Below are 13432 nucleotides of genomic sequence, written 5' to 3' on the forward strand. Positions count from 1 at the left end.
GGACGTCACTTACACGAAGGTCATCGGTACGGGTTGGGGTTCGATGACGAATCTTGCCGTGGGTGATGTGACGGGTGACCGCAAGGCGGATGTGGTCGCGAACCGTGCGGATTCAGGTGAGTTGAATCTGTATGCGAGCACCGGCAGTGATGTGAATTTCACGAAGCAGATCGGTTCGAGTTTTCACCTGATGAATCGCCTCACGCTTGCCGATGTCAATGCGGACGGCAAGGCCGATGTCGTGGCGACGGGGCGTACGACAGGTGATCTGAACCTCTACACGAGCAGTGGTGACGACATCACCGGTGCCGGCGTCATCGGCCACGGTTGGAACACCGTCAAGCACCTCATCTGAGCGGGCTGCGGAGACTACGAAGTGCCGGCCGGGCTCCGGCCAGCACTTCGAGCGGGCTCGAAGCAAGGGGGCTCTTCACGCGCGCTCGGCGAACCGGTCCAGGGCGGCCAGCACCGCCCGCGAGGTCGCCGCGCCGCCGAGGTGGCCCGCGTCGGGGATCACGGTCAGCTCCGCGCCGGGCCAGGCCCCGGCCAGTTCCCACGCGGTGCCGAGCGGACCTCCCAGGTCGAGGCGGCCGTGCACCAGGACGCCGGGAATGCCCGCCAAGCGGCCCGCGTCGCGGATCAGTTGGCCCTCCTCCAGCCAGGCGCCGTGCGAGAAGTAGTGCGCGCAGATCCGGACGAACGCCTGCCGGGCGCGGTCCGGTCTGCCGCTGTACGGCGCCGGGCCGGTGTACGTCTCCGCGGACAGCACCGCGTCCTCCCAGGCGCACCAGTCGGCCGTGGCCCTGGCCCGCACCCGGGGGTCCGGGCTCTCCATCCGCCGGGCGTACGCGGTGACGAGCGCGTGCGGGCCCTCGGCTTCCGGGACACCCGCGCGGAACAGGTCCCAGGCCTCGGGGAAGATCTGCCCGACGCCCCGGTACAGCCAGTCGATCTCGCTGCGCCGGGTCGTCGTCACCGCCGCGATCACGATCTCGGAGACCCTGCCCGGGTGCTCCTCGGCGTACGCCAGGATGAGGGTGGAGCCCCACGAACCCCCGTACAGCAGCCAGGTGTCGATACCGAGGTGGATGCGCAGGCGCTCCATGTCGGCGATCAGGTGGGCCGTCGTGTTGTGCCGCATGTCCGCGGCGGGGTCGCTCGCGTGCGGGGTGGAGCGGCCGCAGTTGCGCTGGTCGAAGAGCACGACGCGGTAGAGGTCCGGGTCGAAGTACTGCCGGGGCCGTGCGGTGCACCCCGAGCCGGGGCCGCCGTGCACGACGAGCGCGGGCTTGCCGGCCGGGTTCCCGCAGACCTCCCAGTACACGAGGTTGCCGTCGCCGACATCCAGCATCCCGCGGTCGTAGGGCTCGGCCGGCGGGTACTTCTCGTCGGGTTTCCGGTCCATGGCGCCGGAGCCTACGGGGCGATGGGCAGCCGGCGCTTGTGGTCGGTGAGGCGGAAGCGGGCGAGGATCGTCTCGAAGGCCTGGTCGTCGACCGGCTTGCCTTCGAGGAAGTCGTCGATGGTGTCGTAGGTGACGCCGAGGGCGTGCTCGTCGGCCTTGCCCGGGTCGAGCGTCTCCAGGTCGGCCGTCGGCACCTTGCCCACGAGCTCGGCGGGCGCGCCCAGCGCCTCGGCGACCGCGCGCACCCGGCGCTTGGTCAGGCCGGTCAGCGGGACCAGGTCGGCGGCGCCGTCCCCGAACTTGGTGAAGAAGCCGGAGACCGCCTCGGCGGCGTGGTCCGTGCCGACGACCAGGCCGTCGTGCGCCCCGGCCACCGCGTACTGGGCGATCATGCGCTGCCGCGCCTTGATGTTGCCGAGCACGAAGTCCTCGTGGTGGGAGTCGCGGAAGCTGACGTCGGCGGCGAGCGCGGCCGCGAGAGCGGCGTCGCTCGCGGGCTTGACGTCCACGGTCAGCACCTTGTCGGCGCGGATGAAGGAGAGGGCGAGCTGGGCGTCGTGCTCGTCGGCCTGGACGCCGTAGGGGAGCCGCATCGCGTAGAACCGCGACTCGTGGCCGGCGGCGCGTGCCCGCTCGACGGCGAGCTGGCACATCCGGCCGGCGGTGGTGGAGTCGACCCCGCCGCTGATGCCGAGCACCAGGGAACGCAGACCCGAGGACGTCAGCCGCTCGGTGAGGAACGCCACACGGCGCTCGATCTCCTTCTCGGCCTCGAAGGTCTCCGCGACCTCGAGCTCGCGGGCGATCTCCTGCTGCAGGGCGATGGCCGCCGACTCGCTCACGTCTGCTCCCGGTTCAGGTTCACGATGGGTGTCGCGCCCACCCTACCCAGGGGCTCCACCGCCTCCGGGGCCGGTCCGCCGGGGCCCCCGGCCGCTCCCGCGAGGTGCCGTACGGTCAGCCCCTGACGGCCACGTGGTACGCCGACGCCCACAGGGTCGCCGCGGCTGCGAGGCCCACCACCGCCTGCACACCGCCGTCCGGCAGTCCGGCCGCGGCGAGCGCGAGTCCCACGACCGCGACGGCGCTCAGCACGCCCGCCGTCACCCTGTACTGCCACTGGTCGTAGAGCCGGGCGAGGGGGAAGAAGTGCAGGCCCACCACGAGTGCGACGGCCGGCGGGACGAACCCGGGGTGGCCCGAGGCGTTGGACACCGCGACGGCTGCGAAGACCGCCGCCAGCTCGACGACGTTGACGACACCGACGGACCGCGCCCAGTTCCGCGGCAGGCTCACCACGCGGGGCGAGGGTGCGGCCCCCTTGCGGTAGGCGAGGAGGACGGCCGCCACGGCGAGCGGCACGGCGGCGGTCTCGATCGTCAGGGCAAGGGCCGGGGAGGTCAGGCCGGACGCCCCGGCGAAGGCCCACACGAGGGCGAACACGGACAGGACGACGGTGCCGCGGCGGCGCAGGGTGCGGGTGAGTGCCACGCACTCGGCGTCCGGGGCCGTGGGGGTCGACGGCGCGGGGGTCGAGGGCGTGGGCTGGGTCATCCGGCCGACGGTACAGCGCTCACCGGGCCGGTCAGGCGGTTTCCGCAGGGCGGGGCGACGCCTCCACTTCCGGAGGCGGCCCATCCACCCCGGCCTGCGGGTTCGGGGTGCCGGGAGCGCCGTTCCCGTATGCCGCCTTCGGCGGGCGGGTGGCGGCCGCCCCCGTCCCGCAACCGCGGGGGAGTTACCCTCCGAAGGTGAGGACGCCCCGCGACGTGCGCGGGCCACTCGTGGGCAGGACCGGAGGAAGAAGGACCATGTCGACCCGTACACCGGCGCACTCCGGCCGGGCCCGCGAGGCCCGTGGGCGGTTCGGGGAGGTGGCCGCGTGAACGCCACGCCTGAGGTGCTCGCCGTCCTGGACGAGATCCTGTCTTCCGCCGCGCCCGGCGAACGCGGAGCCCTGTGGCATCTTGCCGAACAGGGGCGGGAGTTGGACGCCAACGTCGTCCGTCTGCCGCCGGACGCCTCGGTGGGCGAGCACCAGGAGGACGTCCTGGACGTGCTCCTCGTCGTCCTCGCGGGCGGCGGCGGTCTGCGTACCGGCGGCCGCACCCTCGACCTCGTACCGACCGCGGTCCTGTGGCTGCCCCGCACCTCGCGCCGTGCTCTGGAGGCGGGGCCGGACGGGCTGACCTACCTCACGGTGCACCGCCGTCGCCCCGGCCTCGCCGTCAAGCCCGCTGTGCGGACTCCGGCGTACGAGGGCGGCGAGGGCCCCTGCATGCTCGACCTGGTGTGCCCGGAGTGCGGGCGGCTGTCCGCGGACCGCGCGCCGAGGTTCTGCAGCGCCTGCGGTGAGGCGTTCCCGCGGGGCTAGAGGGCCGGTCCGGCGGGTCGGCGCGCAGGGGCACGGTTGCTTCACGTCTTCCTGGCCGCCGTGGTCCCCGTGGTGTGGTCGTTGATGTTGGTTGTCATCCGGCGGGCGAGGTCCTGGAGTGTGGTGACTTCGTCGTGGGTGAGTCCGGCGGCTTCTCCGATGGCGGGTGGGACGCTGGAGAGGCGGCTGTGCAGGTCGGTGCCTTGTTCGGTGAGTGCGACGTGGACGATGCGTTCGTCGTCGGCCTGGCGGCTGCGGGTGAGGAGGCCGTTGGCCTCCAGGCGCTTGATCAGCGGGGTGACGGTCCCGTAGTCCAGTTGGAGGAGGGCCACCAGCTCCTTGACGGTCAGGGACCCGTGTTCCCCGAGGGTGATCATGACCAGGTACTGCGGATAGGTCAGGCCCAGGGGTTCGAGCAGGGGCCGGTACACGCCGGTGATGGCGCGTGAGGCCGCGTACAGGGTGAAGCACAGGTGCTTGTCCAGCAGCGGCATGGCATCGCGCGACTCGGTCGCGGGGCTCTGGTCACTCATCTCTCGACTCGTCCTTCCATCGGTGCGCCCCTGCTCCGCAGGAGGCGTGTGCCTGGGTCGTCACGCGTGTTGCTGACATGACCACATCTTCTACAGCCCACCATACGCTCGTCTTCGCTTGTCTCGCGCACAAGTAACTTGCGCACGAGATGAAAGCTCGCTAAGTTTCTGGTTGTCGCCAACCGGACGGGGTCACCCGGACGGAGACACCACCTGGTGGGCGACAGCCGAAGCCGCACAGTCACAAGGAGATCCGCCATGAACGCCCAGAACGTCTTCCCCCTCAACAGCAAGCGCGTCGCGGGTGCCGAGGCCGGGAGTGCGGCGCTGTCCGTCGCCGCGGACGCGGACCGTCCTTCGGGCGACAAGCCGACGGTCGTCCTGGTGCACGGCGCCTTCGCGGACTCCTCCAGCTGGAACGGTGTGATCCAGCGGCTGCGCCACGACGGATATCCCGTCGTCGCCCCCGCCAACCCGCTCCGCGGCCTCACCAGCGACGCCGACTACCTCCACAGCTTCCTCAAGAGCGTCAAGGGCCCCGTCGTCCTCGCCGGCCACTCCTACGGCGGCGCCGTGATGAGCCGGGCAGCCGCCGACGCACCCAACGTGAAGGCCCTCGTCTACATAGCCGCCTTCGCCCCCGACAAGGGCGAGACCGCCCTGGCGCTCTCCAACAAGTTCCCCGGCAGCACCCTCGGCGACGTCCTGAACCCGGTCTCCTTCCCCCTCGCCGGAGGCGGCACCGGCACCGACCTCTACATCAAGGCGGACGCATTCCAGCGGCAGTTCGCCGCCGACGTCCCCACGGCGACGGCGGACCTGATGGCCGCCACCCAGCGCCCGGTGGCTGTGTCCGCGCTGGAGGAAGAGGCCACCGAGGCCGCCTGGAAGACCATCCCCTCCTGGAACCTGGTCACCACCCAGGACCTCAACATCCCCGTCGCCGCACAGCGCTTCATGGCCGAGCGCGCCCAGTCGCACACCACGGAGATCGACGCGTCCCACGCGGTCACGGTCTCCCGCCCGGACGCCGTGGCGGATCTGATCGTGCAGGCCGCGCGCTCCACCGCCCGCCGCTGAGCCCCGCGCAGGCCCGTACGGGCGCCGCGGCCGCCCGGGCTCGCCCGCACGCCGGCGTCGCCCGGGATCAACGGGACGCGGCGACGCTCCGGATCATCCGGACGCCGGTGCCGCTCAGGCCAGGGAGAGGAAGAGCTTCTCCAGGCGGGCGCGCATCCGGTCCTTGTCGGCGGGGGACTGCCCCTCCTCCGCCAGGCACTGTTCGAGTCCCGTCGCGATGATGGAGAACCCCGCCCGGTCCAGCGCGCGGGACGCCGCGGCCAGTTGTGTGACGACCTCCTCGCAGTCCCGGCCCTCCTCGATCATCCTGATCACCCCGGCGATCTGCCCCTGGGCCCGGCGAAGCCGGTTGAGGACGGACTTCAGCTCGTCGGCCGCCATGTCGAGTCGCACGGTTCCTCCCGCGTTCGATGCATACCCCTGGGGGTATGTTACGGGGCGCCCCGTCCCCGTGGAGGCGAGACGCGGGTACCCCGGCCTCGGGTGGGCGCTGTGGGCCCCCACCCGCCAGGGGCACCTACGCCGGCTTCTCCCAGACCGAGACGTGCCGCCCGCTCTCGTTCGTGAACGGCTCCCGTCCCCAGTCCTCCCAGCGCTCGCGCAGCCGCAAGCCCGCGATCCGGGCCATCAGGTCCAGCTCCGCGGGCCACACGTAGCGGAAGGGAATCGACCGGAAGGAGCCCCGGCCGTCCTCGACCTCGATGTAGTTGGAGCTCATGGCCTGGGTGGCCACGTCGTACAGGTCGTACGCCCAGCGCGTCGGGGTCATCCGGAACGGCACCGCGGTCTGGCCGGGCGGCAGCTTGCGCAGTTCGGGGACCACCACCTCGACGACGAAGCGGCCACCGGGGGCGAGGTGTGCGGCGACGTTGCGGAAGCAGTCGACCTGCGCGTCCTGGGACGTGAGATTCATGATCGTGTTGAAGACCAGGTAGGCGAGGGAGAACTCCCCGTCGACCCTCGTCGTCGCGAAGTCGCCGATGGTGACGCCGATGTCGTCCGCGCCGCCGCCCGGCTTGGCCCGCAGCCTCCGCACCATCGCCCGCGACAGGTCGATGCCGTGGACCGGTACGCCGCGTGCCGCGAGCGGCAGGGCGATGCGGCCCGTCCCGATGCCCAGTTCCAGGGCCCTTCCGTCGCCCGCCAGTTCGGCCAGGAAGTCCGCGGCCGCGTTCACGGCGCCGGGCCGGAACATCTCCCCCTCGGACTCGTCGTACGTCGCCGCTGTCTGTTCTCCGAAGTATCCGTCCTCGTCGTCCACCGCAGGACCGTACTGCCGGGTGCCGCCCGGGCGCGCCCGGATTTCGCCGGGCCGGGGTCGGATCGAAGGTGCGCGCCCGAGCGGTCCGACCGCCGGTGACCCGTACCGGCGAACGGTGAGTGCGCTCGCGCCTACTGGAGCATCAGCGACGCGCCCACCACGACGAGGACAGCGCCGGCTCCGCCGGCCCGGCCCGGAGGCGCGGGGGCGGCTTCCTCACCGCCTGCCGTCACGGCCTGCGGGCGCCACCTCACGAGCGCCACCTCGCGAGCACTACCTCACGAGCGACATCTCCACCCGCGAGCCGACAGGTGCCGAGCGCTGTTACCACCTACGGGTTCACCGGGGTGCACAACTTGACCCTCTCTGTACACGACAGTGCGCAGTCGGCCTGTGACGCTGGTCACGGTGCGTGTTCGCCGCCAGGCTTCTTCCATGGATCAGAGAAGTTCACTGGACCCGGCACCCTGCTGGGTTCCCGTGTCCGGGCATGCGCTCCGGCACACCGGTGTCCACTTCGACGCCGTGCGCATCGCCGGACCGGCCGGCGACGAAGTGGCGTACGAGCTGATGCAGGTGACCGACTTCCGCGCGGGTCCGATCGTGTGTTCCGGGGTCGGGGAGCCGAGCACCTGTTTCCTCCTCGCCCCCCACAGCGCCGGCGCGTACCGTTGGCCGCCCGGGGCGCGGCTGGTGGGGCGGGACGTGCGGTGCGACGCGTTCGTGGGGATTCCCGCACTGGAGGGGAGGACGTGGCCGCTGGTCTGGCGCTCGCGGCCCACGGAGAAGTCGCCGTTCGTCGACACGGCCCTGCTGCACGAGGTGGCAGTAGCGGTCCTGGCGGGCGGAGTTGACGCATGACCGCACCGGGGGCGGGCGGGAAACGGGAGCCCGTGCGGTGCGGTACCGTGATCGCGTCATTACGTTCCGTGCGCGCACCGTGCGCGGGCGGCCCCCGGGGGTGCTACCAACACCGACCCGAGGGCCTTCACCCACGAGTGGATGGACCTCCACCGAGATGCTTCGGCATGTTATCGCGCCCTCCCGGCGCTATACGAAGGCTTCGCACGACGTCGTACGCCATACGCGGCTGAACAGCGACGCGAAGATTCTGCTCCTGGCCGTCCAGGGGCTCCCCGACGGGCAGGCCGCCCAGGCGCTGAGCGAACACGCGCGGAAACTCGGCATCACGGGGCGGGCGTACCAGAAGTCCAAGGCGCTGCTGATCGCGCACGGTTACGTCCACGAGTGGCGCGGTCAGGGGGTCCGGGGGCGCTGGGCCACGGAGCAGTTGTTCTCCAGCGTGCCCCTCACGCCCGAGGAGGCGGCCCTCCTGCGCCAGGGGCTGTCCGAGGGGCGACCGAGTGCGCGGGAACCGGCGGTCGGTCGTCCGGCCGCTCGGGTGACCGGTCGTCAACTACCGGTGGAGGAAGAACAGGGGAAGACCATTCCCCACCCACCCACCGAAGCGGAGCCCGGCGCCGAGCCGGGACCGGAGGTCGCGGAGGGGGAGCGGGTCCTGCTCTCGCTGCGGCATGTCAGGCGTGAGCTGTACCTCGGGGCGAAGGATGCCCGGTCCCTGGCGGAACCGGCCGCCCGCTGGCTGCTGCGCGGGGTGTCGGCCGACGAGCTGCGCAGCGTGCTGACCAGCGACCTTCCGGGTGACGGCGTGCGGTCGGCAGTCGGATTCCTGCGCTTCAGGCTGCTGCACGGGATGCCGCCGGAATCGCCTCCCGGGGCGTCTTTGGACCCCGTCGCGCCGTCGCCCGTGGCGGAGTTGAGGACCTGCACGGCTCAGGGGACGGAGGAGCACGTCTTCCGGCCGCTCGCCGACGAGACCGAGTGCGGGGAGTGCCGCAGGCAGGCGGCGAGGGCGCACTGGGAGGCCCGGCGGGCGGAGGCCGAGGCCGACCCGGGCGGCCCACAGCCCTGGCGCGAGCGCTTCGCGCGCCTGGGGGAGGCTGCCGTACCGGGGTGAGATGCGGGCCGGTGCGTGCCGCCGGGTCGCCCGCCCGCTCGGAGCCCGCCCGCTCGGAGACTCAGAGGCGTTTCAGCACGGCCTGCTTGGCCGTGGTGAACTCCTCGTCGGTGAGGATGCCCGCCCCGTGCAGTTCGCCGAGCTCGCGCAGCCGTCGCAGCAGGACGTCGTGGTCGTCGGCGGCCGGGGCGTCGGCCGGGACGAGCGCCGGGACTTCCTGCGGGGCCCCGGGTGCGAGCGCCCGGCCGGGCGAGTGCAGCCGCACGAGCACGGCGGCCGCGACGAGCACGGCGGTGTACTCCCGCTTGGACAGCCCCCACAGGTCCAGGGAATACGGGTCGTACTTCGGCTGCGAGGTCGCGGTGACTCCCGCGCGGTCGAAGCGCAGGGAGCCGTTCTCCAGTCCGATGGCCGGTATCCAGCGCACTCCCGTGACGTCCGACAGCGGGAGGGCGACGGCGCCCCCGGTGGTCTTCGACTCCTCGGCCTTCCAGTTCCAGACGAGGCGGACGGTGTGCCCGTCGAAGGACGCGGTGCCGTCGCCGCCTCCGCCCGACACCGGAACCGACGGTCCCGGCAGCAGGAAGCGGTCCACCGGCCCGTCCGGTACCTGCTCGATCAGCAGGGCGTCGCGGATCTCGTCGACGAGGTATTCGGCCACGCCCGTGCGGTCCTTCTCCACCAGCAGCTGATACGGGTCGGCCGCGTCGCGCAGCCGTCCGTCGGCGGCCCGCAGGACCGGGCAGGCACCGGTGCGCAGCCGGAGCCGCAGGCGGCCGCCCTTGCGGTCGGGTTCGAAGGAGGCGCCCGCCACCGCTTCGAGGGGCACGGCGAGTTCGCCGAGATCCTGCCGGACGGGGTGCACCTTGCTGCCGGGGACGATGCGCACCGTCTCCCCGTCGAAGCTCCATGTGCCGTCGCGCGTGATGATGTCCGCCATGCGGCGGATTCTGCCAGCCGCGCTCCTGTCCGCCGAGGGGCTGGAGGCGCGGGCCGCCGGGTGCCGGGTGCTCCGGGCCCCTTCGGGCTCGCTTCCGACGGCGGCTGTACTGATGTGCGAGCGCTCACCGGTCCTGGCGGTCTATGGGCCCGGCGGCGTGCCGAGGGGTGCGCACGGCCGGACGAACCAGGACAATGGCGCACGCGCCATCCAGAGGCGACCGAGCCCCCACCGGCCCGCGCGGACCCGCTCAACCGCAGCCGCGAGCACCGGAGATGTGGCAGACGAAGGAGGACCCGTGGTGGATGTCCCGGTGGACCAACTGACCGGAGCGGTCGACGGCAGGCGCACCCGGGCACGTGCGCAACTCCTCGAAGCGGGCCTGGAACTGTTCGGTGTGTACGGCTACGCGGCCACGTCGGAGCAGGCCCTGTGCGAGGTGGCCGGGGTCCCGGAGGAAATGCTCTGGGAGGAGTTCGGCTCCCGCGAGGGCGTGCTCATGGCCCTCCACAACCAGATCACGACCAGTGGGCTGCGCGCGGCCGAACAGGCCCTGCTGTCCGAGGGCATGGACGACTGTCCGGTCGCGGAGCGTTTCCGGCGGCTCTTCGACGCCTACGTGTCGGCCGTGACGCGGGACCTGCGCGAGGCGCGGATCACCTTCGTCGAGGTGCTGGGCGTGAGCCCCGCCGTCGACGCCCACTGCAAGAAGTGGCGCGACCTGTGGGGCGACTTCCTCACCGGTGAGGCCGAGCGCGCGGCGGTGCGCGGCGAGGCGGAGGAGCGCGACCACCGTGTGGTGGTGATGGTGATGGTCGGGACGGTCCACGAGCTCATGGCCCACCACGCCCGCCGCCCGCGCAGGGCCAGGCCCGACGAGGTGTCCGAGGAACTGACCAAGCTGGGACTCGCCATGCTGGGCGTCGAGTTGGTCGGCTGACCTGGGGGACCCACCGGTGTGTGCGCGGGTCACAGGTGTATGCGGGCCGCTATCGGGAGGTGGTCGCTCCCGGTCGCGGGCAGCGGCCGGATACGGGTGACGTGCGCCGACCGGGTCAGCACCTGGTCGATCCTGGCCACCGGAAGCCGGGCGGGCCAGCTGAACGCGAAGCCCGGCCCCGGTGGCTCCATCAGCGAGGTGACCGGGTCCAGACCCCGGTCGTCCAGCGTGCTGTTGAGGTCACCGAGGAGGATCACCCGGTCCACGGGCTCGGCGGCCACGGCCGCGCCGAGGAGCCTCGCGCTCTCGTCCCGCCTGCCGGAGGCGAGCCCGCTCGACGGGCTGATGCGCACCGAGGGCAGATGGGCGACGTACACCGCGATCTCACCATGGGGTGTACGCGCGGTCGCCCGCAGGCCCCGGTTCCAGCCGGCGCCCACGCCCTTCGGCCGGATGTCCACGGGACGTACCGCGGTCAGGGGGTACTTCGACCAGAGTCCCACCGTGCCGCTCGTCGCGTGGTGGGGGTAACGGGGCGCCAGGACCTCCTCGTACGCGGGCAGGGCGGGGGCCGTCAGCTCCTCCAGCGCGATGAGGTCGGCGTCCGCACCGGCCAGCGCGTCCGCCGTGGCGGCGGGGTCCGGGTTCACGTCGCTGACGTTGTGCTGGACGACGGTGAGGCCGCCCTCCGGCACGTTCACCGGGAGCAGTTGGCCGCCGAAGAGGACCAGCCAGGCCAGGGCGGGCATCAGCAGCGAGACCGCGGCGAACCGGGACCGGCGCAGGAGCGCAGGGACCAGCAGTGCGGGCACGGCCAGGCCGAGCCAGGGCAGGAAGGTCTCCAGGAGACTGCCCGCGTGCCCAGGGGTGTTGGGGACCACCCCGGGGAGGACCAGCAGGAGGGTCACCAGGACCGCGAGCGCGGCGACCGCACGGCCGCGGGCCCGGCGCCCGTGCGGGCCGCCGCGGTCACCGCCCTGCGCGTCGCCGTCCACCGCCGCGCCGCCCGGATTCCTCGTCGCCCGCCCGTACGTCACTCGCCCGTGCTCCAGTCCAGTTCCGGACAACCCGCGTCGCCCCGTACGGGACGAGGACGCGGGGCCGGAGCCGCGTGGTTCCGGGCGCTCCGGCGCGCGGCCGGGCGGTCAGGCCGCTGCCAGGGCTCCCGCGTACGCGCCGCCCACGCCCCAGGACTGGTGCATGGCGTCGGCGAAGGCGGCGGCCAGCTTGTGCTCGCCGGTGGGGCCGGGGTGGGTGCCGTCGTAGGTGTCCGTGCGGATGTCGTAGCCCACCGGGTGCGGGGCCAGCAGGACCGGGGAAGCGGGGGTGTGCAGGTCGGCGACGGCCTTCGTGAGCAGGACGTTGAAGCGGTCGCACTCCGCCGCGAAGGGGGCGTCGGACTCGGCCCGCACATTGGGGATCACGGGGAGCAGCACCAGCCTGATCCGAGGGTTCGCCGCGCGGGCCGCGGTGACGAAGGCCCGTGCGTTGGCGGCCGTCTGCTCGCTGTTCGTGTAGAAGCCGAGGTCTATCAGGCCCAGCGAGACCAGCAGGACGTCGGCGCGGGTCACCGTGACCGTGTCCGCGATGACGGGTGCCATGTGGAGCCAGCCCTCGCCCCAGCCGGCGAGGTGGCGGCGCGCGGGGGCGGGGAACGCCGGATCGCCGTAGGTGTGGGAGAGCGGGGCGTTCGCCTCGGTGTCGTACAACTCGGTGCGCGGACCCGTGATCGCGTAGCCGTCGCGGCCGACGGTCGCCTCCAGGTGCTGCCACATCCGGTAGCGCCAGGTGAAGTCGCCGGAACGCCCGATGGTCATGGAGTCGCCGACGAAGAGAAAACGCATGGCGACATCATGGCGGATCACCGCTCCGGCCTGCGACGTGACAGTGGACACTTGTGCCATGAGATCGCTGCTGACCTTCTCCGCCGCCGCTGCCCTGCTGTTCCTCACGGGGGCGACACCCGCCGTCGCGGACGAGGGGGACGGAGCGGACCGCACCTTCACCATCGAGGACCCCCGGATCACCGAGTCCAGCGGCCTGGCCGCCAGCCGGATCCACCCGGGCGTCTACTGGACGCACAACGACAGCGAGGACGGGCCGTACGTCTACGCCGTCGACTCCCGGACCGGGAAGACCGTCGCGACGATCACCATGAAGGGCGTCGGGGAGCCCCGCGACGTCGAGGCGATCTCGCTCGGGCCCGACGGGAACCTGTACGTCGGTGACATCGGTGACAACCTCGACGGCTCCTGGGACCACGTCTGGATCTACCGCTTCCCGGAGCCGGAGAAGCTCGCGGACGCCACGGTGCGGGCCACGCAGTTCGACGTGAAGTACGCCGACGGGGCGCGCAACGCCGAGGCGATGATGGTGCACCCCGTGACGGGGAGGGTGTACATCGCCTCGAAGAGGGAAGGCGGCGGCGGGCTCTACGAGGGCCCCGAGAAGCTGACGGCCGGCGGGACCAACGTGTTCCGGCCGGTCGGTGAGGTGCCGTGGGTGACGGACGGCGCGTTCTCCCCGGACGGCAAGGAGCTGGTGCTGCGCTCCTACTTCAGTGCCCGGCGCTACGCCTTCGACAAGGGCCGGCTCGGCGCCGACCACGCGGTGAGCGTGCCGCTGCAGGGACAGGCGGAGTCGGTGACCTACACGGCGGACGGCTCGGCGATGATGTTCGGCTCCGAGGGCGAGCGGAGTGAGGTGCTGCGCGTCGACGTGGAGGGTGGCGGCAAGGCTGCCTCGCCGAACAGCGGTGGCGGCGGGACGTCCTCGGGGGACGGCGATGACGGCGGTCCGGGGAAGAGCACCGTGACGGGCGGGGCCGTCGCGGTCGTCGTCGCCGTGCTGGCCGTGTTCATGGCCAAGCGCAGGCGCGGCTGAGGGCGGGACAGCCCTTGGACCCGCGCCACGCCTCATCC

17 protein-coding genes are annotated in these 13432 nt (G+C 72.3%); 7 read left to right on the top strand and 10 right to left on the bottom strand.

Annotation, left to right across the window (positions count from 1 at the left end):
* Positions 1–355, top strand: a 355-nt coding sequence (locus ACFYY2_RS04885; RefSeq protein WP_388737108.1) for an FG-GAP repeat domain-containing protein, incomplete at its 5' end; no start/stop codon positions are given.
* A gap of 75 nt (positions 356–430) precedes the next feature.
* On the opposite strand, the gene pip is transcribed toward ACFYY2_RS04885, so the two are convergent.
* The 3 genes from pip to ACFYY2_RS04900 form a co-directional block, all read right to left on the bottom strand.
* A complete protein-coding gene (gene pip, locus ACFYY2_RS04890) occupies positions 431–1405 on the bottom strand; it encodes a prolyl aminopeptidase (protein WP_388737110.1) in 975 nt (324 codons plus the stop codon).
* 11 nt (positions 1406–1416) lie between these two features.
* Positions 1417–2247 carry an ammonia-dependent NAD(+) synthetase gene (gene nadE / locus ACFYY2_RS04895; protein ID WP_388737112.1) on the bottom strand — a complete coding sequence of 277 codons (831 nt, stop codon included), beginning with the start codon at positions 2245–2247 and terminating at the stop codon, positions 1417–1419.
* A gap of 115 nt (positions 2248–2362) precedes the next feature.
* The gene (locus ACFYY2_RS04900; protein ID WP_388737114.1) at positions 2363–2959 is read right to left on the bottom strand and encodes a hypothetical protein; all 597 of its coding nucleotides are present in this window, start codon (positions 2957–2959) and stop codon (positions 2363–2365) included.
* 328 nt (positions 2960–3287) lie between these two features.
* On the opposite strand from ACFYY2_RS04900, the gene ACFYY2_RS04905 reads away from it, so the two are divergent.
* Entirely contained in the window at positions 3288–3779 is a 492-nt protein-coding gene (locus ACFYY2_RS04905) for a hypothetical protein (RefSeq protein WP_388737116.1), read from the top strand.
* Between the two features lie 41 nt (positions 3780–3820).
* Here the strand turns inward: ACFYY2_RS04905 and ACFYY2_RS04910 are convergent, their stop codons facing one another.
* Positions 3821–4312 (bottom strand): MarR family winged helix-turn-helix transcriptional regulator, encoded by a 492-nt coding sequence (locus tag ACFYY2_RS04910; protein ID WP_388737118.1) that lies wholly within the window; start codon positions 4310–4312, stop codon positions 3821–3823.
* Positions 4313–4570: 258 nt separating this feature from the next.
* Here ACFYY2_RS04910 and ACFYY2_RS04915 point away from each other — a divergent pair, with 258 nt between their 5' ends.
* Positions 4571–5392 carry an alpha/beta fold hydrolase gene (locus ACFYY2_RS04915; RefSeq protein ID WP_388737121.1) on the top strand — a complete coding sequence of 274 codons (822 nt, stop codon included), beginning with the start codon at positions 4571–4573 and terminating at the stop codon, positions 5390–5392.
* 114 nt (positions 5393–5506) lie between these two features.
* Here ACFYY2_RS04915 and ACFYY2_RS04920 read toward each other — a convergent pair whose 3' ends face one another.
* The 3 genes from ACFYY2_RS04920 to ACFYY2_RS04930 all read right to left on the bottom strand — a co-directional run bounded on the left by ACFYY2_RS04920 (position 5507) and on the right by ACFYY2_RS04930 (position 6907).
* The gene (locus ACFYY2_RS04920) at positions 5507–5785 is read right to left on the bottom strand and encodes a metal-sensitive transcriptional regulator (protein ID WP_388737124.1); all 279 of its coding nucleotides are present in this window, start codon (positions 5783–5785) and stop codon (positions 5507–5509) included.
* A gap of 124 nt (positions 5786–5909) precedes the next feature.
* Positions 5910–6653 carry a class I SAM-dependent DNA methyltransferase gene (locus tag ACFYY2_RS04925; protein WP_388737126.1) on the bottom strand — a complete coding sequence of 248 codons (744 nt, stop codon included), beginning with the start codon at positions 6651–6653 and terminating at the stop codon, positions 5910–5912.
* A 131-nt stretch (positions 6654–6784) separates the two neighbouring features.
* Positions 6785–6907: a hypothetical protein gene (locus ACFYY2_RS04930; RefSeq protein ID WP_388737128.1), complete on the bottom strand. Its 123-nt coding sequence runs from the start codon at positions 6905–6907 to the stop codon at positions 6785–6787.
* A gap of 181 nt (positions 6908–7088) precedes the next feature.
* On the opposite strand from ACFYY2_RS04930, the gene ACFYY2_RS04935 reads away from it, so the two are divergent.
* Together ACFYY2_RS04935 and ACFYY2_RS04940 are read left to right on the top strand one after the other, a co-directional pair.
* Positions 7089–7514 carry a hypothetical protein gene (locus tag ACFYY2_RS04935; RefSeq protein WP_388737131.1) on the top strand — a complete coding sequence of 142 codons (426 nt, stop codon included), beginning with the start codon at positions 7089–7091 and terminating at the stop codon, positions 7512–7514.
* A gap of 157 nt (positions 7515–7671) precedes the next feature.
* On the top strand, positions 7672–8631 hold the full coding sequence (locus ACFYY2_RS04940) for a hypothetical protein (protein WP_388737133.1): 960 nt from the start codon (positions 7672–7674) through the stop codon (positions 8629–8631).
* Between the two features lie 61 nt (positions 8632–8692).
* Here the strand turns inward: ACFYY2_RS04940 and ACFYY2_RS04945 are convergent, their stop codons facing one another.
* On the bottom strand, positions 8693–9571 hold the full coding sequence (locus tag ACFYY2_RS04945) for a DUF4429 domain-containing protein (protein WP_388737136.1): 879 nt from the start codon (positions 9569–9571) through the stop codon (positions 8693–8695).
* Positions 9572–9869: 298 nt separating this feature from the next.
* Here ACFYY2_RS04945 and ACFYY2_RS04950 point away from each other — a divergent pair, with 298 nt between their 5' ends.
* The gene (locus ACFYY2_RS04950; protein ID WP_327115977.1) at positions 9870–10511 is read left to right on the top strand and encodes a TetR/AcrR family transcriptional regulator; all 642 of its coding nucleotides are present in this window, start codon (positions 9870–9872) and stop codon (positions 10509–10511) included.
* A 29-nt stretch (positions 10512–10540) separates the two neighbouring features.
* On the opposite strand, the gene ACFYY2_RS04955 is transcribed toward ACFYY2_RS04950, so the two are convergent.
* A complete protein-coding gene (locus tag ACFYY2_RS04955) occupies positions 10541–11506 on the bottom strand; it encodes an endonuclease/exonuclease/phosphatase family protein (RefSeq protein ID WP_388738570.1) in 966 nt (321 codons plus the stop codon).
* 150 nt (positions 11507–11656) lie between these two features.
* Entirely contained in the window at positions 11657–12415 is a 759-nt protein-coding gene (locus ACFYY2_RS04960) for a GDSL-type esterase/lipase family protein (protein WP_388737138.1), read from the bottom strand.
* Between ACFYY2_RS04960 and ACFYY2_RS04965 the strand changes: the two genes are divergently transcribed.
* The gene (locus ACFYY2_RS04965) at positions 12414–13394 is read left to right on the top strand and encodes a WD40 repeat domain-containing protein (protein WP_388737141.1); all 981 of its coding nucleotides are present in this window, start codon (positions 12414–12416) and stop codon (positions 13392–13394) included. The two genes, ACFYY2_RS04960 and ACFYY2_RS04965, sit on opposite strands and share 2 nt — an antisense overlap.
* The last annotated feature ends 38 nt before the right edge of the window (positions 13395–13432 follow it).

Origin of the sequence: Streptomyces sp. NPDC001822 (assembly GCF_042892135.1) — a bacterium.
Lineage (GTDB): Bacteria > Actinomycetota > Actinomycetes > Streptomycetales > Streptomycetaceae > Streptomyces.